The organism is Hydrogenophaga sp. (genome assembly GCF_035481345.1).
Lineage (GTDB): Bacteria > Pseudomonadota > Gammaproteobacteria > Burkholderiales > Burkholderiaceae_C > Hydrogenophaga.
In genome coordinates this window covers 1-24,764 of sequence record NZ_DATIGV010000108.1, presented here as the reverse complement: position 1 = coordinate 24,764, position 24,764 = coordinate 1, and the positions used below count along the sequence as shown (strand labels likewise).

General features: G+C 69.3%; 26 protein-coding genes. 21 read left to right on the top strand and 5 right to left on the bottom strand.

What is annotated here, in order from left to right; all coding sequences use genetic code 11:
• From VLG41_RS12295 to VLG41_RS12265, 7 genes are all read left to right on the top strand, one after another.
• Nucleotides 1-627 (top strand): hypothetical protein (locus tag VLG41_RS12295; RefSeq protein WP_325349695.1); only part of this gene is annotated, 627 nt, incomplete at its 5' end.
• Nucleotides 628-744: 117 nt separating this feature from the next.
• Complete coding sequence (locus VLG41_RS12290; RefSeq protein ID WP_325349694.1) at nucleotides 745-1,986, top strand: VCBS repeat-containing protein; 1,242 nt, start codon at nucleotides 745-747, stop codon at nucleotides 1,984-1,986.
• 112 nt (nucleotides 1,987-2,098) lie between these two features.
• Entirely contained in the window at nucleotides 2,099-2,638 is a 540-nt protein-coding gene (locus VLG41_RS12285) for a hemerythrin domain-containing protein (RefSeq protein ID WP_325349693.1), read from the top strand.
• 135 nt (nucleotides 2,639-2,773) lie between these two features.
• A complete protein-coding gene (locus tag VLG41_RS12280; protein WP_325349692.1) occupies nucleotides 2,774-3,748 on the top strand; it encodes a tripartite tricarboxylate transporter substrate binding protein in 975 nt (324 codons plus the stop codon).
• 25 nt (nucleotides 3,749-3,773) lie between these two features.
• Nucleotides 3,774-5,513, top strand: a complete 1,740-nt coding sequence (locus VLG41_RS12275) for a thiamine pyrophosphate-requiring protein (RefSeq protein ID WP_325349691.1) — start codon at nucleotides 3,774-3,776, stop codon at nucleotides 5,511-5,513.
• Nucleotides 5,514-5,526: 13 nt separating this feature from the next.
• Nucleotides 5,527-6,873 carry an aldehyde dehydrogenase gene (locus tag VLG41_RS12270; protein WP_325349690.1) on the top strand — a complete coding sequence of 449 codons (1,347 nt, stop codon included), beginning with the start codon at nucleotides 5,527-5,529 and terminating at the stop codon, nucleotides 6,871-6,873.
• A gap of 4 nt (nucleotides 6,874-6,877) precedes the next feature.
• Nucleotides 6,878-7,381 carry a MarR family transcriptional regulator gene (locus tag VLG41_RS12265; RefSeq protein WP_325349689.1) on the top strand — a complete coding sequence of 168 codons (504 nt, stop codon included), beginning with the start codon at nucleotides 6,878-6,880 and terminating at the stop codon, nucleotides 7,379-7,381.
• A gap of 1 nt (nucleotide 7,382) precedes the next feature.
• Here VLG41_RS12265 and VLG41_RS12260 read toward each other — a convergent pair whose 3' ends face one another.
• Nucleotides 7,383-9,356 carry a U32 family peptidase gene (locus VLG41_RS12260; RefSeq protein WP_325349688.1) on the bottom strand — a complete coding sequence of 658 codons (1,974 nt, stop codon included), beginning with the start codon at nucleotides 9,354-9,356 and terminating at the stop codon, nucleotides 7,383-7,385.
• Nucleotides 9,357-9,402: 46 nt separating this feature from the next.
• Here VLG41_RS12260 and VLG41_RS12255 point away from each other — a divergent pair, with 46 nt between their 5' ends.
• Complete coding sequence (locus VLG41_RS12255; protein WP_325349687.1) at nucleotides 9,403-10,149, top strand: alpha/beta hydrolase; 747 nt, start codon at nucleotides 9,403-9,405, stop codon at nucleotides 10,147-10,149.
• 31 nt (nucleotides 10,150-10,180) lie between these two features.
• A complete protein-coding gene (locus tag VLG41_RS12250) occupies nucleotides 10,181-10,921 on the top strand; it encodes a heparan-alpha-glucosaminide N-acetyltransferase (protein ID WP_325349686.1) in 741 nt (246 codons plus the stop codon).
• On the opposite strand, the gene VLG41_RS12245 is transcribed toward VLG41_RS12250, so the two are convergent.
• The 3 genes from VLG41_RS12245 to VLG41_RS12235 all read right to left on the bottom strand — a co-directional run bounded on the left by VLG41_RS12245 (nucleotide 10,918) and on the right by VLG41_RS12235 (nucleotide 12,771).
• On the bottom strand, nucleotides 10,918-11,448 hold the full coding sequence (locus VLG41_RS12245; RefSeq protein WP_325349685.1) for a DNA-binding protein: 531 nt from the start codon (nucleotides 11,446-11,448) through the stop codon (nucleotides 10,918-10,920). The genes VLG41_RS12250 and VLG41_RS12245 overlap by 4 nt on opposite strands.
• Nucleotides 11,411-11,731 (bottom strand): hypothetical protein, encoded by a 321-nt coding sequence (locus VLG41_RS12240; RefSeq protein ID WP_325349684.1) that lies wholly within the window; start codon nucleotides 11,729-11,731, stop codon nucleotides 11,411-11,413. Before VLG41_RS12240 ends, VLG41_RS12245 begins: the two co-directional genes overlap by 38 nt.
• A 152-nt stretch (nucleotides 11,732-11,883) precedes the next feature.
• On the bottom strand, nucleotides 11,884-12,771 hold the full coding sequence (locus tag VLG41_RS12235) for a LysR substrate-binding domain-containing protein (protein ID WP_325349683.1): 888 nt from the start codon (nucleotides 12,769-12,771) through the stop codon (nucleotides 11,884-11,886).
• A gap of 131 nt (nucleotides 12,772-12,902) precedes the next feature.
• On the opposite strand from VLG41_RS12235, the gene VLG41_RS12230 reads away from it, so the two are divergent.
• The 5 genes from VLG41_RS12230 to VLG41_RS12210 are packed head-to-tail and all read left to right on the top strand — an operon-like array spanning nucleotide 12,903 to nucleotide 17,950.
• Nucleotides 12,903-13,799: a dioxygenase gene (locus VLG41_RS12230; protein ID WP_325349682.1), complete on the top strand. Its 897-nt coding sequence runs from the start codon at nucleotides 12,903-12,905 to the stop codon at nucleotides 13,797-13,799.
• A gap of 26 nt (nucleotides 13,800-13,825) precedes the next feature.
• Nucleotides 13,826-14,659 carry a citryl-CoA lyase gene (locus tag VLG41_RS12225; protein ID WP_325349681.1) on the top strand — a complete coding sequence of 278 codons (834 nt, stop codon included), beginning with the start codon at nucleotides 13,826-13,828 and terminating at the stop codon, nucleotides 14,657-14,659.
• The gene (locus VLG41_RS12220; protein ID WP_325349680.1) at nucleotides 14,656-15,819 is read left to right on the top strand and encodes a CoA transferase; all 1,164 of its coding nucleotides are present in this window, start codon (nucleotides 14,656-14,658) and stop codon (nucleotides 15,817-15,819) included. Before VLG41_RS12225 ends, VLG41_RS12220 begins: the two co-directional genes overlap by 4 nt.
• Nucleotides 15,816-16,802 carry a tripartite tricarboxylate transporter substrate binding protein gene (locus VLG41_RS12215; protein WP_325349679.1) on the top strand — a complete coding sequence of 329 codons (987 nt, stop codon included), beginning with the start codon at nucleotides 15,816-15,818 and terminating at the stop codon, nucleotides 16,800-16,802. The genes VLG41_RS12220 and VLG41_RS12215 overlap by 4 nt, the downstream gene beginning before the upstream one ends.
• Nucleotides 16,803-16,855: 53 nt before the next feature.
• The gene (locus VLG41_RS12210; protein WP_325349678.1) at nucleotides 16,856-17,950 is read left to right on the top strand and encodes a C4-dicarboxylate TRAP transporter substrate-binding protein; all 1,095 of its coding nucleotides are present in this window, start codon (nucleotides 16,856-16,858) and stop codon (nucleotides 17,948-17,950) included.
• A 36-nt stretch (nucleotides 17,951-17,986) separates the two neighbouring features.
• Here VLG41_RS12210 and VLG41_RS12205 read toward each other — a convergent pair whose 3' ends face one another.
• Nucleotides 17,987-18,892: a LysR substrate-binding domain-containing protein gene (locus VLG41_RS12205; RefSeq protein WP_325349677.1), complete on the bottom strand. Its 906-nt coding sequence runs from the start codon at nucleotides 18,890-18,892 to the stop codon at nucleotides 17,987-17,989.
• Between the two features lie 158 nt (nucleotides 18,893-19,050).
• On the opposite strand from VLG41_RS12205, the gene VLG41_RS12200 reads away from it, so the two are divergent.
• The 7 genes from VLG41_RS12200 to VLG41_RS12170 are packed head-to-tail and all read left to right on the top strand — an operon-like array spanning nucleotide 19,051 to nucleotide 24,730.
• Nucleotides 19,051-19,737, top strand: a complete 687-nt coding sequence (locus VLG41_RS12200) for a substrate-binding domain-containing protein (RefSeq protein WP_325349676.1) — start codon at nucleotides 19,051-19,053, stop codon at nucleotides 19,735-19,737.
• Nucleotides 19,738-19,776: 39 nt separating this feature from the next.
• Complete coding sequence (locus VLG41_RS12195; RefSeq protein ID WP_325349675.1) at nucleotides 19,777-20,811, top strand: amidohydrolase family protein; 1,035 nt, start codon at nucleotides 19,777-19,779, stop codon at nucleotides 20,809-20,811.
• Nucleotides 20,812-20,837: 26 nt separating this feature from the next.
• On the top strand, nucleotides 20,838-21,521 hold the full coding sequence (ligK, locus tag VLG41_RS12190; protein ID WP_325349674.1) for a 4-carboxy-4-hydroxy-2-oxoadipate aldolase/oxaloacetate decarboxylase: 684 nt from the start codon (nucleotides 20,838-20,840) through the stop codon (nucleotides 21,519-21,521).
• A 9-nt stretch (nucleotides 21,522-21,530) separates the two neighbouring features.
• Entirely contained in the window at nucleotides 21,531-22,463 is a 933-nt protein-coding gene (locus VLG41_RS12185; protein ID WP_325349673.1) for an amidohydrolase family protein, read from the top strand.
• 1 nt (nucleotide 22,464) lies between these two features.
• The gene (ligA, locus tag VLG41_RS12180) at nucleotides 22,465-22,908 is read left to right on the top strand and encodes a protocatechuate 4,5-dioxygenase subunit alpha (protein ID WP_325349672.1); all 444 of its coding nucleotides are present in this window, start codon (nucleotides 22,465-22,467) and stop codon (nucleotides 22,906-22,908) included.
• 1 nt (nucleotide 22,909) lies between these two features.
• A complete protein-coding gene (locus VLG41_RS12175) occupies nucleotides 22,910-23,764 on the top strand; it encodes a class III extradiol dioxygenase subunit beta (protein ID WP_325349671.1) in 855 nt (284 codons plus the stop codon).
• A complete protein-coding gene (locus VLG41_RS12170) occupies nucleotides 23,765-24,730 on the top strand; it encodes a Gfo/Idh/MocA family oxidoreductase (protein ID WP_325349670.1) in 966 nt (321 codons plus the stop codon). It abuts the gene before it with no gap.
• Nucleotides 24,731-24,764 lie beyond the last annotated feature (34 nt).

The window sequence follows — 24,764 nt, the reverse complement described above, 5'->3', positions numbered from 1 at the left end:
CCGGCACCCGCACCCGCACCGGCACCCGCACCCGCACCGGCCGCCACCCACACCGCCGACCCGCGCCTGCCGGTCGTGGGTCAGAGCTGGACTTACCAGGTGCGCGGCAAGTGGCCCACCAGCCCGAACCGCACGGTGGTCGTGCGGGTGAACCAGGTGAGTGGCGATGTGGTGGTCGATCGGCTGCTCGATCCCTCGCTGGCCGAGCCGGTGCTGCGGCGCTCGCAAGCCGGCCAGGGCGGGTTCGTGAGTTGGCCCGGCATCGGCACCGAATTCAGTCCCTACCTGCTGCCAGGCGAGGCCGATGCCTGGCGCGGGCGTGGCTTCGTCACGCCCGACGTGGACGGCCAGTGGACGCACTGGCATTCCGAAGGCAAGGCCCTGGGCCGCGAGGCGGTGCAGGTGCCGGCCGGCCGTTTCGATGCGGTGAAGGTGGAGGTGTGGAGCAGCCGCGCGTCCACGGGCGGCGTGGCCTCGCTCAACGTCGAACCGGTGCGTGTGCACTACCTCGTCTGGTACGCGCCCGAGGTCAAGCGCTACGTGCGCCTGCAGCGGCGGGTGATGAGCGCCTCCGGCCAGGAGATGGAACGCGACGTGTTCGAGCTGGTGGCCAGACAGGGGGGCTGACACGGCTTGACGCGCGTCAAGCCGCACGCGCGGCGCAGGCCTACAGTGACTCAGATGCGAGGGTGTGGTGAGCGAGCCATGGGGTTCGCGCGCGCCCCGTCCTGTTCGGAGATGGCCATGACACGCGGGCTGCAGCACATCCGTCGAAGCGCGCTATGGACGATGACCGCCTTGGTGACAGCCTGCGGCGGCAGCGGTGGTGGTGGCGCGCCAGTCATCGCCCCGTTCTGGGTGTCGGGCGGGGTGGTGGTGAGTGACCTGGACGGCGACGGCCGCGCCGACGTGGCCGTGGCGCGGACCTACGTCGCCGCGCCGCCGCCGCACCCGGGTGTCGTCGAGGTGCGCCTGCAGACGGCGCCGGGCCAGTTCACCCCCCTGCAGCGCTACCCGGTGGCGGCCGACCCCTGGGTGCTGGCGGTGGGTGACGTCAACAGCGATGGGCTGGACGACCTGCTCAGCGCATCGCCGCTGACGGCACCCGTGCCGATCAATGCCGTGGGCGACAGCGGCGCGGTGGCCGTCCTGCGCCAACTTGCTGCGAGCCCGGGGCGCTTCGATGCCGCGCAGGTGCTGGCCACGGGCGGCGTGGCCAACGACGTGGCGGTGAGCGAGGTCACCGGCAATGGCCGGCCCGATGTGTTGGTCGCGGATGGTGTGTCCGCCAACAGCCGGGCGCTGCTGCTGGCCCAGCAGCCGGCGCCCGGCAGCTTCGCCTCGCCGCAGCCGGTCTGTGCCGGCAGCGGCGCGGGTTGGAGCGCGCTTGCCGTGGGCGATCTTGACGGCGACGGACAGCCCGATCTGGCCGGTGTGGGCGGTGGCGCTCTGTGGTGGTGCCGCGGATTGGGCGGCGGGGCTTTCGCCGTGCCCGCGTTCCTTGGAACGGGTGTCGCACTCGTGGGGCTGGTCCTCGCCGACCTCGACGCCGACGGGCGCCTGGACGCCATCGCCGCCGACGCGGGCCACTCGCCGGCGGGTGGCACGGGGGCCGCGGCCGTGCGCTGGTGGCGTCAAACGGCACCCGGCGTGTTCGCGGCGCAATCCCTGGCCGTGGCGGATGGCGCGCGTCGCGTGGTGGTGCGGGACTTGAACCAGGACGGGCGTGTGGACATGGCGGTGATCTCCACCGTCTACCAGACGCAGGCCAACAGCACGCGCATCGGTGTCCTGCTGCAATCGGCCAGTGTGGTCGGCGCGTTCGATGTGGCGCAGGTGTGGGAAGGCCCGGATGGCGGCGGATTCATCGCCGCGGGCGACGTGACGGGTGACGGCCGCCCCGACATCGTGGTCGACGGGCCGACGGTCTACCCGCAGTCGGGGGCCGCGGCGGGTGCCTTCCTGCCCGGGTTCGTGCTGCCTTGAGGAGCGGAGAACGCGCGCGCCGTCGCCCTGCAGGCGCCTTGACCTGGGTCAATGGGCGACGGCACCCGCTGCCTAGACTGGGTGCCATCGACCACCGCCGCAGGAGCACGCCATGAACGTCGCCGCGAAATCCACCGCCGACACCCCACTCACCGACTTCACGCAGTGCCACGTCGGCATCGTGCGCCACCTGCACGCGCTGGACGACTTGCCCGCGCTGCTGGAGCCGGCGGCGCGTGCCCGGCGCATCGCCGAGGACTCGCTGGGGTTCTTCCGCGAAGCGATCTTCGAGCACCACCTGGACGAGGAGCGCGAGCTGTTTCCCGCCGTGCTGGCCAGCGCCGAGCCAGGGCCCGAACGCGAGCGCGCTCAACGCCTGGTGGAACACCTGACGACGCAACACCGGCAGCTCGAAACCCTGTGGCGCTCACTGGAACGTGAACTCAAGCGCGTGGCGCGCGGGCAGGACAGTGAGCTCGACGTCGGCGACGTGCACCGGCTCGTGGCCGACTACACGGCGCATGCGCGGCTGGAGGAGTCGGAGTTCCTGCCGCTGGCCGAGACCATCCTCGGGCGCAACGGCAACCACATGGCGGCGCTGGGCCTGTCGCTGCACCTGCGGCACGCGCCGCAACCGGTGCCCTACGTCTGAGCCGGTTGCGGCGAATTCGGGTTATTGCCTAGAGCCGCACCCATGCGGGCGGCCTATGCTCCGCAAATCACTCACATGTGAGTGATTTGCGGCGGACGCCATTGTCCGCTGGAAAAAACATCCAGGAGACAAGGCATGAAACTCTTCCGATGGGCCGGCGCGGCGCTGCTGTGCGCCGCGGCGCTGACAGGCCACGCACAAGACAACTTCCCCAGCAAGACCATCCGCATCGTCATTCCGTACGCGGCCGGCGGTGGTGTCGACGCCGCCGCGCGCCTGGTGGCGCAGGCGATGGGCGATGCAATGGGGCAGAGCGTGATCGTCGAAGCCAAGCCGGGCGGCAACACGGTGATCGGCGCCTCCACCGTGGCGCGCGCCGCGCCCGATGGCTACACGCTGCTGCTGACCGGCGGCTCCACCATGACGCTGCTGCCGCTCACGCAGGCCAAGCTCGCCTTCGACCCGCTCAAGGACTTCGCGCCGGTCGGCATGGTGTCGCGCCTGCCGTTCTTCCTCACGGTGTCCAGCACCCAGCCCTACAAGACGGTGAAGGAGCTGTTCGCCGATCCGAAGACGAAGGACGGCTCGCTGGCCTACGCCAGCAATGGCGTGGGCTCCATGGCCCACGTGGGCACCGAGATGCTGGTGCAGAGCGCCGGCGCCAAGATGATCCACGTGCCCTACAACGGCTTCACGCCCGCGATCTCGGATCTCGTCACGGGCCGCGCCGTCATGGTGATGGCCGATCTGGCGCCGCTCAGTGGGCAGATCAAATCCGGCGGCCTGCGCCCGCTGGCGGTGGCCTCGCAGAAGCGTTCGCCTTTCCTGCCGGATGTGCCGACGCTGGCCGAGGCCGGCTACCCCGGCACGGAATACGAGGTCTGGCTGGCCCTGTACGCACCGGCCGGCACGCCCGCCGGCGTGCTCAAGCGCTTGTCGGGCGAACTGGAGAAGGCACTGTCCACACCGGCGATGCGAGAAGCCTTTGCCAAGCTCGGCCACGAGAGCGACTTCGTGGGCCCCGAGGCGATCCGCCAGCGCATCCAGGCCGAGCAGAAAGCCTTCGCACCCGCGGTGCGTGCCGCCGGCCTGGCGGCGCCGACCAACTGACCCGGCCACACCCTGACAGGAACCCATGCTCCCCGACAGTCCCCATGAGACGGCGCGCAGCGCCTCCCACCACCTGCTCCAGGCCCTGCTGGACCGTGGCATCGAGTACCTGTTCTGCAACCTCGGCACCGACCACGCGCCCCTCATCGAGGAGATGGCGCGCTGGCGCGAAGAGGGCCGGGCGCTGCCGCAGGTGGTGCTGTGCCCGCACGAGAACACCGCCATCCACATGGCCGGCGGTTACGCCGTGGCCACCGGCCGCGGCCAGGCCGTGCTGGTGCACGTGGACGCCGGCACGGCCAATGCCGCGATGGGGCTGCACAACCTGTTTCGCGCGCGCGTGCCCATCCTGCTGATGGCGGGCCGCGCGCCGGCCACCACCTTCAATGGCGTGGAGGGCGGGCGCGACACCTACGTGCACTTCGTGCAGGAGCCCTTCGACCAGGGCAGCGTGGTGCGCCCCTACGTGAAGTGGGAGTACACGCTGCCCTGGCCCTCGATGGCCGAGGAGGTGATCGCCCGCGCGCACACGGTGATGCAGAGCGACCCGCCCGGCCCCGTGTACCTGATGCTGCCGCGCGAGGTGCTGGCCGCGCCGTGCCCGCCGGGCGAACTGAAGCCATTCCCCGCCGAGCGCCACCGACCGGTGCGCGCGGGTGGCGCACGCCCCGATGAGATCCGCCGCATCGCCGAGCGCCTGGTGGCGGCCGAAGACCCCTTGCTCGTGACCGCCTATGCGGGCCGCAACCCGCGTGTGCCGGCCCTGGTGGAGGCGCTGGCCACGCTCGTCGGCCTGCGCGTGTGCGAATTCAACAGCGTGCACCTGAACATCCGCCGCGACAGCCCCTGCTTCGGCGGTTACCTGCCCGGCCCGTTCGCCGAACGCGCCGACGTCGGACTCCTGCTGGACGTGGACGTGCCCTGGGTGCCCAAGACCACCAAGGTCAACCCCGACGCCTGGTGGGCGCAGATCGACGTGGACGCGCTCAAGCGCGACATGCCGATGTGGGGCTTCGCCACCGACCTGCGCCTGCAGGGCGACAGCGAGCCGCTGCTGGCCGATCTGATCGAGGCGGTGAAGGCCCTGGCCACGCCGGCCTTTCATGAGCGCGCGGCCGCGCGCCTGGACCGACTGGCGGCCGAGCACGCCCAGCGTGGCCGGCGCATCGCCGAGGCCGCGCGCGCGCCGGGCGAGCCGGGCGCCCTCAACGCCGCGCACCTGTGCGCCGCCATCCACCGCGCCCTCGATGAAGACGACATCGTGCTCAACGAAGGCATCCGCCACACGCTGACCGTGTTCGAGCAGGTGCCGCGCCAACAGCCGGGCACGCTGATGGGCCTGCCAGGCGGCGGGCTGGGCTTTTCGGCCGGCACAGCCCTGGGCATGAAACTGGCCCACCCGCAGCGGCGCGTGGTGCACTTCGTCGGCGACGGCACCTTCTACTTCAGCAACCCCACGTCCACCTACGCGGTGGCGCGTGAGTACGGCGTGCCCATCTTCACCGTGGTGCTGGACAACAGCGGCTGGGCCGCGGTGAAGGAATCGACCCTGCGCATGTACCCCAAAGGCCACGCCTTCCACAGCGGCGAATACGCCTCCCTGCTGCCGCAAGGCATGGACTTCGCCGCCGTGGCCGAGGCCGCCGGTGCGCACGGCGAGCGCCTGACGGATCCGAACGACACCGAGGCCGCCGTCGCGCGCTGCATCCGAGCGCTCGACGAAGGCCGCAGCGCGCTGCTGCATGCGCGCATCGCCCCGCTTTGAAGGAGATCCCGACATGACACACAACTGGCACACGGTGGACGGTGCACGCGCCGTCGTCGACACGGCCGCTCAGGCCTTCCTTTCCTGGTCGCGCAGCGGACCCGGCCGGCGGCGTGAGCTGCTGAACAAGGCCGCCGACCTGTTGCAAGCGCGCGCCGAGGTGTTCGTCGAGCGCATGGTGGCCGAGACCGCCACCTCCGTGGGCTGGGCGCAGTTCAACGTGAAGGGCGGCATCGCCGCGCTGCGCGAGGCCGCCGCGCTCACCACGCAGGTGGGCGGCGAGACCATTCCGTCCGACCAGCCGGGTTGCCTGGCGATGACGCTGCGCGTGCCGGTGGGCGTGGTGCTCGGTATCGCGCCGTGGAACGCGCCCTTGCTGCTGGGCCTGCGGGCCCTGGCCATGCCGCTGGCCTGCGGCAACACGGTGGTGATGAAGGCGTCCGAGGTGTGCCCCGACAGCCACCGCCTCATCGGCGAACTGCTCAACGACGCCGGCTTTCCGCCCGGTGTGGTCAATGTCATCGCGCACGACCCGGCCATCGCGCCGCAGGTGGTGGAGGCGCTGATCGCCCACCCGGCGGTGCGCCGCGTGAACTTCACCGGCTCCACGCGCACCGGCCGAATCATTGGCGCGCTGGCGGGCCAGCACCTCAAGCCCGCGCTGCTGGAGCTGGGCGGCAAGTCCCCGCTGGTGGTGCTGGGCGACGCCGACATCGACGCGGCGGTGAACGCCGCGGCCTTTGGTGCCTTCATGAACCAGGGGCAGATCTGCATGTCCACCGAACGAATCGTGGTGGAGGCGCCCGCGGCCGACCGATTCGCGCAGGCGCTGGCGGACAAGGCCGAGCGGCTCGCCACCAGCGAAGTGCCCGCCCTGGCCGGCGCGCTCATCAGCGAACGCGCCGCGGAGCAGGTGGCGGCCATGGTGGAGGACGCGTTGGCGCAAGGGGCGCGGCTGCTGGCGCCCCTGCGGCGCCAGGGCGCGCGCATCGCGCCGCTGGTGCTGGACCACGTGCGCCCGGGCATGAAGGTCTACGGCGAAGAATCCTTCGGGCCCATCGCGGCGATCGTGCGCGTGAACGACATGGAGGAGGCCATCCGTGTGGCCAACGACACCGAATACGGCCTGGCCGGCGCTGTGTTCGGGCGCGACATCTCGCGCACCCTGCAGGTGGCGCAGCGCCTGGCGTGCGGCGTGTGCCACATCAACGCGCCCACGGTGCGCAGCGAACCCCAATTGCCGTTTGGCGGCGTCAAGAACAGCGGGTACGGCCGCTTCGGCGGCAAGGCGGCCATCGCCGAGTTCACGGAGCTGCGCTCGATTACGATCCAGACCGAACCCCAGGCCTACCCCTTCTGACACCTTGCCCCGCTCCCGACCACCACCCGCGACACCCGTTCCCCCGGCCGCGCCGCGCGCGCGCCGCAACCTGCCCCTGTTGCTGCTGCAGGTGCGCGGCGGGCTCATCGCACGCTTTCGGCCGGTGCTCAAGAAAACGGGGCTGACGGAGCAGCAGTTCCGCATCCTGCGCGCGCTGGACGTGTACGGCACGCTGGAGCCGCGCCAGATCTGCGCCATCTGCCACATCTCCAGCCCCAGCCTGGCGGGGGTGCTGGCCCGCATGGAGGCCCTGGGCCTGGTCAGCCGCGAACGGATGAAGGGCGACCAGCGCCGCCAGCACGTCTCGCTGACGCCGCTGGCCATGGGCATGTTCAAGGACGTCAGCGGCGACCTCGAAGACGTCTACCGCCAGCTCGAAGCCGACCTGGGGCCCGAGTTCGTGGCGGAGGTCTACGCGATGCTGGACCGCCTGCTGGCCGTGCTGCAGGTGCCGGAGGACGCGGGCGCGGAGCCCGAGGACGGCTGAGTCAGTGCGCGCCGTGCGCGGTGGGCCGCGTGCGGTAGAAGGTGAGGGGGCTGCTCGCCGCGGCCTTCATCACCGAAGGCTTGAGCTTGCCCACCACGTGCATCTCGCAGGGCTTGCAATCGAAGCGCAGCGTGAGCTTCTCGTTGTTGTGCGTGATGGTGAGCGGCTCGGCGCGCACGGTGCCTTGCACGCCCGTGACGCCCTTGGCCTGCTTGGGGCACAGGCTGAGCGAGAAGCGCACGCAGTGCTTGGTGATCATGAGGCTGACCTCGCCGGTTTCCTCGTGCGATTCGTAGGCGCTGGCGATCACCTTCACGCCGTGTTTTTCGTAGAAGGCGCGGGCCTTGTGGTTGAACACGTTGGCCAGGTAGGTGAGCGTGTCTTCGGGGTAGGGCGCAGGCGGCTGCACCGCCGCGCCGCGCGGCAGGCGCTGCAAGGCCTTGGCGCGCGCGGCCTCCAGCGCGGCCACGGCCTCGCGGCGCAGCGGGTTGAGCAGCGAAGCCGGCACGAACCAGGGCTCGCTGAAGTCGAGCGCGATGTCGATGGGCGTGAACAGGGTGTCGCCGAGCCGGCCCAGGGCCTCGCGCAGCTTGTCGTGCGCCTGGGCGGCGTCGCGCGCCGGCTCCAGAGCGCAGGCCAGCTCGGCATGGGCCGCGTGGCCGTCTTCGTCGGTGAGGTCCAGGCGCAGGCCGTCGGCGGTGCGCGAGAGCTTCATCCACACGCCGATGCGGCGCTCCGCCGACTTCTTCTCCAGCGCGCGCACCCAGTCCATGTCGCGGTTGCGGTTCACCACGGTGCCGCGTTTGAGGTGTCGCAGGCCCTCGATCGCGTCCTTGGGGAACACGCGGAAACGCCCCGGCGCGCCCGCCGGTTCGGCGCGGTTGATCTGCAGGCCCACGAGTTCGCGGTGCAGGTCCAGGTAACACAGGCCATCGCCGTTGTGGACCACCGTGGCCTCGTCGTCGCACTGCAGCTCCACCCAGTTCGGGCCCACCTGCGTGACGAAGCCGATGGCGCGGCCCGGGTTCTTGGGCGTGTCGAAGGCGCCGATGTCGTCTTGCCGGCCATTGACGAAGTAGTCGGTGAACTCGCGGTTGAAGTTCTGGTCGGGGTCGGGCGTGAAGCTGAAGCTGGCGCGCCCGCTGGAGGCGCGGCCCAGCTCGGGGCGCTCCTCCAGGATCTGATCGAACAGGCGCCGGTAGTGCGCGGTGATGTTCTTGACGTAGCCCAGGTCCTTGTAGCGGCCCTCGATCTTGAAGCTGCGCGCGCCGGCGTCGATGAGCGCGCGCAGGTTGCCGCTCTGGTTGTTGTCCTTCATGGAGAGCACGTGCTTGTCGTGCGCCACGATGCGGCCCTGGCTGTCCTTCACCTCGTAGGGCAGGCGGCAGGCCTGGGAGCAGTCGCCCCGGTTGGCGCTGCGGCCGGTGTGGGCGTGGCTCACGTAGCACTGGCCGCTGTAGGCCACGCACAGCGCGCCGTGGATGAAGAACTCGACGATGCAGCGCTGATCGTCCAGCGCGTCGTGGATGGCGCGGATCTGCGGCAGCGTGAGCTCGCGCGCCAGCACCAGTTTGGACAGGCCGGCGTCCTGCAGGAACACGGCCTTCTCCACGGTGCGGATGTCGGTCTGCGTGCTGGCGTGCAGCTGGATCGGCGGCAGATCCAGCTCCAGCAGGCCCATGTCCTGGATGATCAGGGCGTCGGCGCCGGCGTCGTAGAGCTGGTGAATGAGCTTGCGCGCGGGCTCGAGTTCGTCGTCGCGCAGGATGGTGTTGACCGTGACGTAGATGCGGCTGCCGAAGCGGTGCGCGTGCTTCGCCAGGCGGTGGATGTCCTGCACGCTGTTGTCGGCCGAGGTGCGCGCGCCGAACGAGGGGCCGCCGATGTAGACGGCGTCGGCGCCGTGGTTGACGGCCTCGATGCCGATGTCGGCCGTGCGGGCGGGGGAGAGAAGCTCGATCTGGTGGGGCAGCATGTCGCGGGCAGAATGCGTGGGTCCGGTATTTTCCAGGAGAACGCCCATGAACAACACCACGTCCATCGTCCTGGTCCACGGTGCCTGGCTCGGTGCCTGGGTCTGGCGCCGCGTGCTGCCGCTGCTGCGCGCGGGCGGCGCCGAGTCGCACGCCGTCACGCTCACCGGCGTGGGCGAGCGGGCCCACCTGATGAGCGAGTCCATCGACCTGCAGACCCACGTTCAGGACGTCATCGCCCTGATCGAGGCCGAGGAGTTGAAGCGCGTGGTGCTGGTGGGCCACAGCTACGGGGGCATGGTGGTCACCGGCGTGGCCGACCGCCTGCAGGCCGCCGCGCCCGGTGCCCTGGCGCACCTGGTCTACCTGGACGCGGTGCTGCCGTACCCCGGCGAGGCCTGGAGCACGCCGCACGACGAAGCCACCAAGGCCAAGCGCTTCGAGGCGGCCAAGGCCAGCGGCGGCCTGCACTTCGCGCCGCCGGACGCCGAGGTCTTCGGCCTGCAGGGCGCCGACCGCGACTGGCTCAACCGCCGCCAGACGCCGCAACCCTACCGGCTCTACGACCAGCCCCTGGACTTCGACGGCGACGCCGTGGCGCGCGTGCCGCGGACCTTCATCGACTGCACCGCGCCCGCGCTGGGCACCATCAAGGCCTCGCGCGAGCGGGTGCGGCGCGAGCCGGGCTGGGACCTGATCGAGATGGTCACGGGGCACTGCCCCATGGTGAGCGAGCCCCAGGCGCTCGCGGGGCACCTGCTGACCGTTTGGCGAAGCGCCCAGACCGGGGCATGAGCGGGTCAACGGGCGGCACACGGGACGAACCATGAACGTGCGCTACGACCGCATCGACCAGTTGCGCGCCGTCGCGCTGCTGTGGATGACGCTCTATCACTTCTGCTTCGACCTCGACCATTTCGGCTTCATCGACCAGGCCTTCCTCAGCGACCCGTTCTGGACCACGCAGCGCACGGCCATCGTGAGCCTGTTCCTGTTCACGGCCGGGCTGTCGCAGGCGGTGGCGCTGCACCAGGGCCAGGGCTGGCCGCGCTTCTGGCGCCGCTGGGCCCAGGTGGCGGGCGCGGCGCTGCTGGTCACCGTGGGCTCGTGGTTCGTGTTTCCCAAGAGCTTCATCTACTTCGGCGTGCTGCACGGCATCGCGGTGATGCTGGTGGTCGCGCGCCTCACCGGCGGCTGGGGCCGCTGGCTGTGGCCGCTGGGCGCGCTGGCCATCGCGCTGCCCTGGCTGGCGCCGGCCGCCATGGCGGCGTGGCCCGCGCTGGAGGTCTTCAACCAACCCGGCCCCAACGCGCTGGGCTTCATCAGCCGCAAGCCCTTCACCGAGGACTACGTGCCCTTGCTGCCCTGGATGGGCGTGGTGTGGTGGGGGCTGGCCACCGGGCGCTGGGTCTGCGCGAACCGCCCCGGCTGGCTGGGTGGTTCGGGGCAGGGTGGTGCGCCGGGGCGCTTCATGGCGCTGTGGGGGCGCTGGAGTTTGAGCTACTACCTGCTGCACCAGCCGGTGCTGATGGGGGTGGTGGGGCTGGCGGCGATGCTGATGCCCTAGGCGAAGAGGGGCCGCAGTTCCCGGCGCATCTCCGGTCGAAGCCGGCGGACTTCCGCCTCCTTGGCCAGGTTGACCTGCATGGTTGTCTGGGCGACTTCAAGGGTGGATGTATCGACTTCGTACGCCCCGCGGGCCTGGAGCCAAGCCATGACTTCCGCCAGGTGCCACACGGAGGCGCTGCCTTCGTGGACGGGCGTGGGAAAACTCGTCGCGTGGCTGAGCATGAGTTTGCGCATGTTCTGGCGCGATACGCCGATCACATCGGCGACATCGGTCAACCCCACGAGGTCTGGAGCCGCCTCGATCAGCTTTGCTGTCGGGATGGCCTGTTTGACGTCCGCCAGCGCGCTCACCACAGCGGCCTTGGCGCTGTTGGCTTCGCGGGTGAATTCCAGCGCGATCCGGCCGGGCAGTCCGATGCCAACCAATGCGTCGTCACATCCGCAGGCCCCCAGGCGCTCCACGAGTTCGTCGAGATCGGTGCCCGGCTCAACGATCTGGTACTTGAGCGTGAAGGTGTATTCCACGGTGTTGCTCCTGGGGCGCGTCGCCCGACTTGTCCTGGCTTTGGCGGTGTGCCGTGCAGTTGTCAACGACACGCTTGAGGGCTTTGGCATGGTTTCCCGCGCTCTTGGGCGTGCTCCAGATGCTGGTGATGCAGAACTCGCCGCAGCGACAGTCTGTGTCGTTGTAGGGGCAGTACATCTTGCCCCACGCGTGCGATCCACCCACTTCGATGCGCCAACCGTGCTCCTGTGCGTATCGCAGGGCTTCCTCTACTTCCTTCTTCGGGTGAACCGATCGAGCCATCCATGCTTCCAGCGTAAGGTCGATCCATCAGGTTGTCAAGCGACAACCTGATGGATCGACCGAATGGTCCCGATGGAGATGAGACCCCTGTCTGATCGCGCACGAGAGCGAGGCGCCGTTGTATGGCAAAAGAGGGCAAACGATCCCGTGATCTACCCCGCGTGCCCACTCGCCGCGCGCCGGATCACCGAGGCCATGTGCTTCACCGTCGGTGATCGGTTCACGCCTTTCTTCCACAGCAGGCCCGGCGTGCGGATCGGCGAAGGATCCTCCAGCGGGATCAGGCGCAGGTCGGGTGAGGGCGTGAAGGCGGTCTCGGCGATGATGCCGGCGAGGTCGGTCTGGCGGATGAGCTCGATCATGGGCGCGATGGAGTTCAGTTCGGCCACCACCAGCGGCTGCGCGCCCGCGGCCTCGAAGCACTCGTCCAGCAGGCCGCGCGTGCTGAACTGCCTGGGCAGCAGCACCAGGCGGCGCTGGTGCAGCTCCACCAGGCGCACGCGGCGGCGCTTGGCCAGCGGGTGGCTGGCGGCCACGCACAGGCGCAGTTCCTCGTTGTAGAGCGGTTCGAACCACAGTTCGGTCCGGTCGGCCGGCCGGTAGGACACGCCCAGGTCCAGGTGCCCGCTGGACAGGCGCTTGGCGATGTGCTCCGCCGACAGCTCCTCCACGCTGACCTTCACGTTGGGGTGGTGGCCCAGGAAGGCCGAGACGCACAGCGGGATCAGGCGCGTGTTGAAGCTGTGCGTGGCCGCGATGCGCAGCTCGCCCGAGAGCGCCTCGCCCGGGTGGCTGAGCGCCTGCAGGCCGCGATCGATCTGCTGCAGCGCGGGCACCAGGTGGCTGCGCAGCAATTCACCCGCCTCGGTCAGCGCCACCTTCTTGTGCGAGCGGTCGAACAGCACCAGGCCCAGTTCGTCCTCGAGTTGGCGGATCTGGTGCGAGAGCGTGGACTGCGTGACGTGCAGCCGCTCGGCCGCGCGCGTGAAGTTCAGCGTCTCGGCCAGCGTGTCGAAGTAGCGCAGGTGACGCAGTTCCATGGCGCGGGCTTCCATCAATGATCGATGCGATCGATCATAGCGGTCGAAATTCATCACTTCCATCGCGGTCATCGGGTGCCTAGACTGCGCTGCGATCACACAAGAGGCCCCGCCCACAGGAGACAGACCCCATGGCTCAACTCGAAGCCGACGACATCACCCAGGCCGTGCTCGACCGCATGGCCGACTGCCAGGACCCGCGCTTCAAGCAGGTGATGAGCGCCCTGGTGAAGCACGCCCACGCCTTCATCCGGGAGGTGGAGCTGAGCGAGGAGGAGTGGATCAACACCATCCTCTTCCTCACCGAGACCGGCAAGATGTGCGACGACAAGCGCCAGGAGTTCATCCTGCTGTCGGACACGCTGGGCATCTCCATGCTGGTGGTGGCGCTCAACCAGATCAAGGCCGCGCGCGCCTTCCAGCAAAGCGGCGGCGGCGCCCAGACGCCCACCGAGGCCACGGTGCAAGGCCCGTTCTACTGGGAAGGCTCGCCCGAGCTGGCGCTGGGCGCCGACATCGGCGAGAACATGCCCGGCGAGCCCGCGTACTACCACGGCCGTGTCACCGACACCGAGGGCCGGCCCATCGCCAACTGCTGCCTCGACGTGTGGTCCGGCGACGGCGAGGGCATCTACGACATGCAGATGGGCGAGGACGCCGGCATGCGCCTGCGCGCGCGCTTTCGCACCGACGCCCAGGGCAACTACCGCTTCTGGTCGATCAAACCCAGCTACTACCCGGTGCCCGACGACGGCCCCGTGGGCCGCATGCTGCGCCGCATGGGCCGCCACCCCAACCGGCCCGGCCACATCCACATGAAGGTGTACGCGCCCGGGCACCAGACGGTGACCACGCACCTGTTCGTGGCCGACAGCCCCTACCTCGACTCGGACGCCGTTTTCGGCGTGCGCAACAGCCTGATCGTGCCCTTCCAGCAGCACCCCGCCGGCACTGCGCCCGACGGCCGCCGCCTGGACAAGCCGTACCACAGCGCCACCTACGACTTCCGCCTCGTGCCGGCGCGCTGACCGTTCCCTTTTCACCGGAGAGACTTTTGAAAATCGGCAAGGCCACCGTGCCGCAGTCGGCCATCTGCGCGCACAACCCCGACACCATCGTCGTGCGTGGCGAAGACCTGTGCCAGGACCTCATCGGCCAGCTCGGCTTCGGCGACTACTTCTACCTGCTGCTCACGGGCAAGCGCCCCGACGCGCCCGCCAGCGCCGTGCTCAACGCCACCCTGGTGGCCATTGCCGAGCACGGCCTGGTGCCCAGCGTGCAGGCCGCGCGCATGACCCTGGCGGCCGCGCCCGATGCGCTGCAGGGCGCCGTGGCGGCGGGCATCCTGGGCTGCGGTTCGGTGATCCTGGGCGCGTCGGAGACGGCCGGCCGCTTGTTCGACGAAATCCACCGCGCGAGCGAGCGGCACGGTGGGGATCTCAAGGCCGCGGCCCGCGCCGTGGTGGGCGAGTGGCGCGCGCGCGGCCAGGCCGTGCCCGGCTACGGCCACCCCGTGCACAAGGCGCGCGACCCGCGCGTGGCGGCGCTGTTCCGCGTCTCGAAGCAGGCCGGTGGCGGCCAGCGCTACGTGGAGATCGCCGAAGCGGTGGAGCAGGTGCTGCCCGAGGTGATCGGCAAGGACCTGCGCCTGAACGTGTCGGCGGCCATTCCGGCCGTGCTGCTGGGCGTAGGATTTCCGCTCAATGCGCTCAAGGGCGTGCCCATGCTGGCGCGCTGCGCGGGCCTGATCGCGCACATGAGTGAAGAACTCGAGCAGCCTATCGGCTTCGCGCTGTCCTACCAGGCCACGCTGGAGCAGCGCTACACCGGCCCCGTGCCCGCGGGCTTCGTGCCGGTGCAGAAGATCGACCAGGAGGGCGCACGATGATCGCCGTTCTCAAGGGCCTTCGCGTGGTCGAGCACGGCACCTTCATCACCGGCCCGGCGGCCGCCATGGTGCTGGCCGACATGGGCGCCGAGGTGGTGAAGGTGGAGCTGCCCGGCACGGGCGACCCGTTCCGCGCCTTCAAGGGTGGCCTGTACAGCCCGCACTACCAGACCTACAACCGCAACAAGCACAGCGTGGCGCTGGACACGCGCAAGGAAGCCGACCGCGCCACCTTCGACCAGCTCATCGAAGGCGCGGACGTCTACATCCAGAACTTCCGCCCCGGCTTTGCCGAGCAGATCCAGGCCGGCGAGGCGCGCCTGCGCGAGCTCAACCCGCGCCTCATCTACTGCGCCATCAGCGGCTTCGGGCAGGACGGCCCCGCCGCCGCGCGCCCCAGCTACGACACCGTGGCCCAGGCCGCCAGCGGCTACCTGCGCCTGCTGGTGAACCCGGCCAACCCGCGCGTGGTGGGCCCGGCCATCGCCGACGCCATGACGGGCTACTACGCGGCCTTCGGCATCCTGGGCGCGCTGCACGAGCGCCACGCCAGCGGTGTGGGCCGCCGCGTGGACGTCTCCATGTTCGAGGCCATGGCGCACTTCAACCTGGACGCCTTCACCCACCTGTTCTCGGTGGGCGAGGTGATGGGCCCGTACAGCCGGCCCAGTGTGTCGCAGAGCTACGTGCTGGAGTGCGCCTGCGGCGGCTGGATCGCGCTGCACATGTCCTCGCCCGAGAAGTTCTGGCAGGGCCTGGCCAAGGCCATGGAAAAGCCCGACATCTTCGAAGACGAGCGCTTTCGCGACCGCTTCGCGCGCATCGAGAACCAGGACGCGCTCATCCTCGTGCTGCGCGACATCTTCCAGCGCCGCACGCGCGACGACTGGTGCCAGCGCCTGCTCGCGCAGGACGTGCCGCACGCGCCCATGTACCGCACCGACGAGGTGCCCGAGGACGCGCAGGCCCAACACCTGCAGCTCTTCGTGGACACGCAGCACCCGACGATGGGACCCTCGCGCACGGTGCGCTCGCCCATCAGCTTCGACGGGCAGCGCGCGCTGCACGTGAACCCGCCGCCCACGCTGGGCGAGCACAACGCGCTGTACGCCCATGGCTGGCCGAGCGCGACACACACCAAGAAGGAGACGACCGCATGAAGACCCGCCTTTGCCTCACCCGCCGCGACGCCTTGCTGAGCCTGGGCGCGGCGGCCGGTGCCCTGGCCCTGCCCGCCGGGGCGCAGACCTACCCGGACCGCCCGGTGCGCCTGGTGGTGCCCTTCGGTGCCGGCACCACCACCGACATCATTTCGCGCGTGGTGGGCGAGGGCCTGGGCCGCGAGCTGGGCCAGTCCATCGTGGTGGACAACCGCGCGGGCGCCGGCGGCACCGTGGGCTCCAACCAGGTGGCCAAGGGCGCGGCCGATGGCTACCAGCTGGTGATGGGCACCGTGGGCACGCACGCCATCAACGCCACCCTGTTCCGCAACCTCAGCTACGACCCGCTGAAGGACTTCGCGCCGATCGCGCTCGTGGGCTACACCCCCACCTTCCTGGTCGTCGCGGCCGACGGCCCGCTCAAGACCCTGGCCGACCTGAAAGCCAAGGCCGCGCAAGGGCAGGGCGCCACCTTCGCCTCGGCGGGCAACGGCACCTCGGGCCACCTGGCGGGTGAGCTGCTCAAGGCCCGCCTGGGTGGCCAGATGCTGCACGTGCCCTACAAGGAAGGCGGCATGGCCATGAACGACGTGATGACCGGCCGCGCCGATTTCATGTTCTACCACCCGGCCGCCGTGCTGCCGCACATGCAGGGCGGCAAGCTGCGCGCGCTGGGCGCGTCCAGCGCACAGCGCAGCGCCGCCGCGCGCGACGTGCCCACCATCGCCGAGCAGACCGGCAGCGATTTCGACCTCGTGGCCTGGTTCATGTTGTACGCCCCGGCCGCCACGCCGGCCCCGGTGCTGGCGCGCCTGCGCCAGGCCACGGCCGCCACGCTGGCCAAGGCCGAGACCGCCGGCAAGCTGGCGGCGCAAGGTGTCGAGCAGCGCCCGCTGGGGCCCGACGCCATGGACGCCTTCGCCCGCAGCGAGGTGGCCAAGTGGGCGGCACTGGTGCGCCAGTCGGGCGCCCAGGTCGATTGAGATTTCCCGCCGTTTTCGTGTTCGCAATCAGACATTCACAACAGGAGACAAGCATGAAACGTTCGACCTTCGTCCGCCTCACGGCCATCGCCATGGCCGCGTCGGCGGCCACGGCCCTGCCGCTGGCCGCCACGGCCCAGCAGGTGATCAACCTCACCGTCGCGTCCAGCCACCCCACCACCATCCCCTGGGTGGGCTTCATCAAGGACGTGTTCATGCCCGAGGTGGACAAGCGCCTCGCGGCCGGTGGCAAGTACAAGGTGCAGTGGAAGGAGGCCTTCGGCGGCCAGCTCTACAAGGCCAACGCCACGCTCACCAGCGTGGAGCAGGGCATCACCGACATCGGCTGGGTGTTCAGCTACCTGGAGCCGGCGAAGATGCCGCTGTCGCAACTGAGCGCGCACACGCCCTTCACGACGAGCGACACGCGCATCGTGCTCGGCGCGATGACGGAGATGATCGAGAAGAACCCCGCCTTCAAGGCCGAATGGGACAAGTACAACCTCGTCTTCCTGGGTGCCACGGGCTCCGACACCTACGACATCTGGACCAAGTTCCCGGTGAAGTCGGTCAATGACCTGAAGGGCCGCAAGCTCTCGGCGCCGGGCATCCTGGGCCTGTGGCTGCGCGGCGTGGGGGCCACGCCGGTGGACGGCGCGCTCACCACCTACTACACCGACATCCAGACGGGCGTGAGCGAGGGCGTGGTCTCGCTGGCCACCGGCATCCTGCCGGCCAAGGTGTACGAGGTGGCGCCCTACGTGACCAAGGTGAACATGGGCGTGGTGTTCTCGGGCGGCGTGGCCATCAACAAGGACAGCTGGGCCAAGCTGCCACCCGAGGTGCAGCAGGCCATGCGCGAGGCCGGCGCCGAATACACCCGTCGCCACGGCGAAGACCTGGTGCAGCGCCACCAGACCGCCATGGACCGCATGGTGGAGCTGGGCAAGGGCCAGAACCCGCCGGTGACGGTGACGCCGCTGCCCGACGCCGAACGCCGCAAGTGGATCGACGGTCTGCCGAACCTGGCGCAGGAATGGGTGAAGAACAACGAAGGCCGCGGTGTGCAGGCCAAGCCGCTGCTGACGCAGTACATGGCGGCGGTGAAGGCGCGCGGGGCGAAGCCGGAGCGGGACTGGGAGCGCTGAGGGCGGCCATCTCGGCCGGGAGCGGCACCGCGCCGCTCACCGCGGCGCCGTGGCCGCCAGCGTCTGGCGGATCAGCTCCAGCGTCGACTGCTGCGTCAGCGTGGTCGGCCGCTGCGCGCTGGTGGCCAGGCTCAGGCGTGTGCGCAGCGGCGGCGTGATGCCGCGCAGCCGGTAGGCCGAGGGCCGGATCGAGCTGGCCACCGCGTTGCGCGAGAGCAGGGCGGCGCCCGCGCCGTCGGCCACCAGATCCAGGATGGCGGAGACGCCGTCGATCTCCAGCGCCACCTTCGGGCGCAGGCCGATGGCCGCCAGCTCGTGCTCCACCTGCATGCGGATGGCGTTGGGGCGGCTGGGGATGATCAGCGAGAACTCGGCCAGTTCGCGCAGCGCGATGGGCGCGGGCGGCGGGTCTTCCGGCAGGCCGGGCGGGCGCGGCTGCACCAGCCACAGGTCTTCCTCGGCCAGGGGCCGGATCTCCAGCTCCGGCACGGGTTGGGCGTTGTAGAGCACCGCGATGTCCAGCCGGCCGGTGAGCAGCCATTCCTGCATGGTGGCCGACAGGCCCTCGGTGATGGACAGCGAGGCCTCGGGCAACTGCTGGCGAAAGGCCCGCGTGAGCGGCACCGACAGCGTGCGCGCCAGCGTGGGCGGCAGGCCGATCGCCACGCGCCCGGCCAGGGCGCCGCGCACGCGGCCCAGTTCCTCCCGCGCGCGCTCCACCTGGTGCAGGATGCCGCGCCCGTGCGCCAGCAGCAGCTTGCCCGCCTCGGTGGGCGTGGCGCCGCGGCCGTTGCGCACCAGCAGGTTCTGGCGCAGCTCCACCTCCAGCAGGCGCACCTGGCGCGACAGCGCGGGCTGGGCGATGTCCAGCGCGATCGCGGCGCGCGTGAAGCTGCCGAGCTCGGCCACGCGCACGAAGTATTCGAGTTGCTTGAGATCCATAGGGGGGCGGAAAGCGGGGCGGGGGTCTGCAGGTATGTGATTTTGTTCTAGCTGCTAGCCGGATGTGTGGGTTTTCGTACAGCGTCGGGGTGCCGACAATGGTCACTTCCCACAAGAGACGGCCCCGCGACAGCCGAGAAAAAGCCGAGACACCGCCCATGAACGCCTCCCTGACCGGCATTTCTTCCATGGCCACCCGCCAGGTGCTGGCCGAACTCACCACCGCCTACACGGCGCGCGCCGGCCAGGCCGTGGCCATCGAATCGGTGGGCGGCGTGGACGCCGCCAAGCGCGTGGCGGCCGGCGAGGCCTTCGACGTGGTGATCCTGGCCTCCGATGCGATCGACAAGCTCATCGCCGCCGGCCACCTGCAGCCGGGCCGTGTGGACCTGGTGCGCAGCGGCGTGGCCGCCTGCGTGCGCGAAGGGGCACCGCTGCCCGACCTCTCCAGCGAGGCCTCGGTGAAAGCGGCCGTGCTCGCGGCCGACAAGATCAGCTACTCCACCGGCCCCAGCGGCGTGGCCTTGCAGAAGCTCTTCGAGCGCTGGGGCATCGCCGAGGCCATGGCCGCCAGGACCGTGCAGGCGCCCCCGGGCGTGCCCGTCGCTTCGCTGGTGGCCAAGGGCGAGGTGGCGCTGGGCTTCCAGCAGTTGAGCGAGCTGCTGCACGTCCAGGGCATCACCGTCGTGGGCGGTTTGCCCGAGCCGATCCAGATCGTCACCGTGTTCAGCGCCGGCATTCCCGTGAACGCGCCGCGCGCCGAGGCCGTGCGCGCGCTGCTCGCCTTCATGACTTCGCCCGAGGCCGCCGAGGCCAAGCAGCGCCAGGGCATGACCCCGGCCTGAGACCCATTCATTTCCCCAGAACACCCAAGAGGAGAACGCATGTCCCTGATCATCGATTGCCATGGCCACTACACCACGGCACCCAAGGCGCTGGAGAACTGGCGCAACGCCCAGATCGCGGGCATCAAGGACCCGTCGGTCATGCCGAAAGTGGCGGACCTCAAGATCAGCGACGACGAGCTGCGCGAGTCCATCGAGACCAACCAGCTCAAGCTGATGAAGGAGCGCGGCAGCGACATCACGCTGTTCAGCCCGCGCGCCAGCTTCATGGCCCACCACATCGGCGACTTCAATGTCTCCAGCACCTGGGCCGCCATCTGCAACGAGCTCTGCTACCGCGTCTCCACGCTGTTCCCGCAGCACTTCGTGCCCGTGGCCATGCTGCCGCAGAGTCCCGGTGTGGACCCGGCCACCTGCATCCCCGAGCTGGAGAAGTGCGTCAAGGAATACGGTGCGGTGGGCATCAACCTCAACCCCGATCCGTCGGGCGGCCACTGGACCAGCCCGCCGCTGACCGACAAGCACTGGTACCCCTTCTACGAAAAGATGGTGGAGTACGACCTGCCGGCCATGATCCACGTGAGCACGAGCTGCAACGCCTGCTTCCACACCACGGGCGCGCACTACCTCAACGCCGACACCACGGCCTTCATGCAGCTCATCCAGGGCGACCTGTTCAAGGACTTCCCCACGCTGAAGTTCCTGATTCCCCACGGCGGCGGCGCGGTGCCTTACCACTGGGGCCGTTTCCGCGGCCTGGCGCAGGAGATGAAGAAGCCCCTGCTGGACACGCACCTGATGAACAACGTGTTCTTCGACACCTGCGTGTACCACCAGCCCGGCATCGATCTGCTCAATACCGTGATCCCGGTCAAGAACGTTCTGTTCGCGTCGGAGATGATCGGTGCGGTGCGCGGCATCGACCCGACGACGGGCCACTACTACGACGACACCAAGCGCTACATCGAAGCGTCGAAGATCCTGTCGGCCGAGGACAAGCACGCCATCTACGAAGGCAATACGCGCCGCGTGTTCACCCGCCTGGACGCGCGCCTGAAGGCCAAGGGCCTGTAATTCCACAGACAACGAGGAGCACACACATGTACGAACTGGGCGTCGTCTACCGCAACATCAAACGGGCCGACCGCACGGCCGCCGACGGCCTGGCCGCGCTGGGCTCGGCCACGGTGCACGAGGCCATGGGCCGCGTGGGCCTGCTCAAGCCCTACATGCGCCCCATCTATTCGGGCCAGCAGGTGAGCGGCACCGCCGTCACCGTGCTGCTGCAGCCGGGTGACAACTGGATGATGCACGTCGCCGCCGAGCAGATCCAGCCGGGCGATATCGTCGTCGCCGCCGTCACCGCCGAGTGCACCGACGGCTACTTCGGCGACCTGCTCGCCACGTCCTTCCAGGCCCGCGGCGCGCGTGCGCTCATCATCGACGCCGGCGTGCGCGACGTGAAAACGCTGCAGGAGATGAACTTCCCCGTGTGGAGCAAGGCCATCAGCAGCAAGGGCACCATCAAGGCCACACTGGGCTCGGTGAACATCCCCATCGTCTGCGCCGGCATGCTGGTGACGCCGGGCGACGTGATCGTGGCCGACGACGACGGCGTGGTCTGCGTGCCGGCCGCGCGCGCCGCCGAGACCCTGGAAGCCGCGCGCAAGCGCGAGAGCTTCGAAGGCGAGAAGCGCGCCAAGCTGGCCAGCGGCGTGCTGGGCCTGGACATGTACAAGATGCGCGAGCCGCTGGCTGCCGCCGGCCTGAAATACATCGACTGAGATCCCACGATGAGCAAACCCACCTCAGGAGACTTCACCAAGACCGCGGGCTGGCTCGACTGGTTCGATGGCCCGAGCAAGCCGCGCTTCCAGTTGCCCCCGGGCAGCGTGGACGCGCACTGCCACGTCTTCGGCCCCGGCGCCGAATTCCCCTACGCGCCCGAGCGCAAGTACACGCCATGTGACGCCAGCAAACAGCAACTGTTCGCGCTGCGCGACCACCTGGGCTTCTCGCGCAACGTGATCGTGCAGGCCACCTGCCACGGCGCCGACAACCGCGCCATGGCCGACGCCTGCCGCAGCAGTGGTGGCAAGGCGCGTGGCGTGGCCACCGTCAAGCGCAGCGTGACGGACCAGGAACTGCAAGACCTGCACGCCAGCGGCGTGCGCGGCGTGCGCTTCAACTTCGTCAAGCGCCTGGTGGACTTCACGCCCAAGGACGAGCTGATGGAGATCGCCGGCCGCATCAAGGCCCTGGGCTGGCACGTGGTCATCTACTTCGAGGCGGTGGACCTGCCCGAGCTGTGGGACTTCTTCACCGCGCTGCCCACCACCGTGGTGGTGGACCACATGGGCCGCCCCGACGTGAGCAAGCCCATCGATGGCCCCGAGTTCCAGCTCTTCCTGAAGTTCATGCGCGAGCATGAGAACGTCTGGAGCAAGGTGAGCTGCCCCGAGCGCCTGAGCGTGACCGGCCCCAAGGCCCTGAACGGCGAGCAGGCCGCCTACCGTGACGTGGTGCCTTTCGCGCGCAAGGTCGTGGAAACCTTCCCCGACCGCGTGCTCTGGGGCACCGACTGGCCGCACCCCAACCTGAAGGACCACATGCCCGACGACGGCCTGCTGGTCGATTTCATCCCGCACATCGCGCCGACCGCGGAACTGCAACGCAAGCTGCTGGTCGACAACCCCATGCGTCTGTATTGGCCCGAGGAGGTCTGACATGGCACTCGACAAACCCTACAAGGACGTGCCCGGCACGACCATCTTCGACGCCGAGCAGAGCCGCAAGGGCTACTGGCTCAACCAGTTCTGCATGAGCCTGATGAAGGCCGAGAACCGCGAGCGCTTCAAGAAGGACGAGCGCGCCTACCTCGACGAGTGGGCCATGACGGAAGAGCAGAAGCAGGCCGTGCTGGCGCGCGACCTGAACTGGTGCATCCGCCTGGGCGGCAACATCTACTTCCTGGCCAAGATCGGCGCCACCGACGGCAAGAGCTTTCAGCAGATGGCGGGCTCCATGACCGGCATGACCGAGGAGGAGTACCGCAACATGATGGTGGGCGGCGGCCGCTCGGTCGAAGGCAACCGCCGCATCGGCGAGGACGGCGACGCGCAGGCGCACCGCCAGCCCCAGGGTTCGCAAGCCAAACAAGGGAAGCACTGACATGGCACGCATCACCGCATCCGTCTACACCTCGCACGTGCCCGCCATTGGCGCGGCGCTGGACCTGGGCAAGACCGGCGAGCCGTACTGGCAGCCGGTGTTCAAGGGCTACGAGTTCTCCAAGCAGTGGATGAAGGACAACAAGCCCGACGTGGTGTTCCTGGTCTACAACGACCACGCCACCGCCTTCAGCCTGGACTTCATTCCCACCTTCGCCATTGGCACCGCGGCCGAGTTCCAGCCCGCCGACGAAGGCTGGGGCCCGCGTCCCGTGCCCGTGGTCAAGGGCCACCCGGAGCTGGCCTCGCACATCGCGCAGAGCGTGATCCAGCAGGACTTCGACCTCACCATCGTCAACAAGATGGACGTGGACCACGGCCTGACGGTGCCGCTGTCGCTGATGACGGGTCAGCCGAAAGAGTGGCCCTGCCCGGTGATTCCCTTCGCGGTGAACGTGGTGCAGTACCCCGTGCCCAGCGGCCAGCGCTGCTACAACCTGGGCAAGGCCATCCGCAAGGCGGTGGAAAGCTACGACGAGGACCTCAATGTGCACATCTGGGGCACGGGCGGCATGAGCCACCAGTTGCAGGGCCCGCGCGCCGGCCTCATCAACAAGGACTTCGACAACCGCTTCCTCGACCTGCTGGAGACCGATCCCGAGGCCGCCGCGGCCATTCCGCACATCGACTACGTGCGCGAGGCCGGCAGCGAGGGCATCGAACTCGTGATGTGGCTGATCGCGCGCGGCGCGATGGCGGATGCGGCCGGCGGGCCGCGCCCCAAGGTCGCGCACCGCTTCTTCCACGTGCCCGCGAGCAACACCGCCGTCGGCCACCTGATTCTGGAGAACCAATAAATGAGCAACAACAAGACCATCAAAGTCGCGCTGGCTGGCGCGGGCGCTTTTGGCGTCAAGCACCTGGACGGCATCAAGAACATCGACGGCGTCGAGGTCATCTCGCTGATCGGGCGTGAGCTCGACAAGACGCAGGAAGTGGCCGCCAAGTACGGCATCGCCCACGTCACCACCGACCTCAACGAGTCCCTGGCCATCAAGGAACTGGACGCCGTCATCCTGTGCACGCCCACGCAGATGCACGCCGAGCAGAGCGTGGCCTGCCTGAAGGCTGGCAAGCACGTGCAGGTGGAGATCCCCCTGGCCGACAGCCTCAAGGGCGCGCAGTCGGTGGTGGACCTGCAGAAGCAGACCGGCCTGGTGGCCATGTGCGGCCACACGCGCCGCTTCAACCCCAGCCACCAGTTCGTGCACCAGAAGATCCAGGCCGGCGAGTTCAACATCCAGCAGATGGACGTGCAGACCTATTTCTTCCGCCGCACCAACACCAACGCGCTGGGCCAGGCCCGCAGCTGGACGGACCACCTGCTGTGGCACCACGCGGCGCACACCGTGGACCTGTTCGCCTACCAGGCCAACAGCCCCATCGTGCAGGCCAATGCCATCCAGGGCCCGATCCACCCGACCCTGGGCATCGCCATGGACATGAGCATCCAGCTCAAGGCCGCCAACGGCGCGATCTGCACCTTGTCGCTGTCGTTCAACAACGATGGCCCGCTGGGCACCTTCTTCCGCTACATCGGCGACTCGGCCACGTACATCGCGCGCTACGACGACCTGGTGAACGGCAAGGAAGAGAAGATCGATGTGAGCAAGGTCGATGTGAGCATGAACGGCATCGAACTGCAAGACCGCGAGTTCTTCGCCGCCATTAAGGAAGGCCGCGAGCCCAACGCCAGCGTGGCGCAGGTGCTGCCGTGCTACCAGGTGCTGCACAACCTGGAGCTGCAGCTCAACGCAGGCTGATTTCAAGCCAAATAAGCTGCTAGCGCTCATCCAT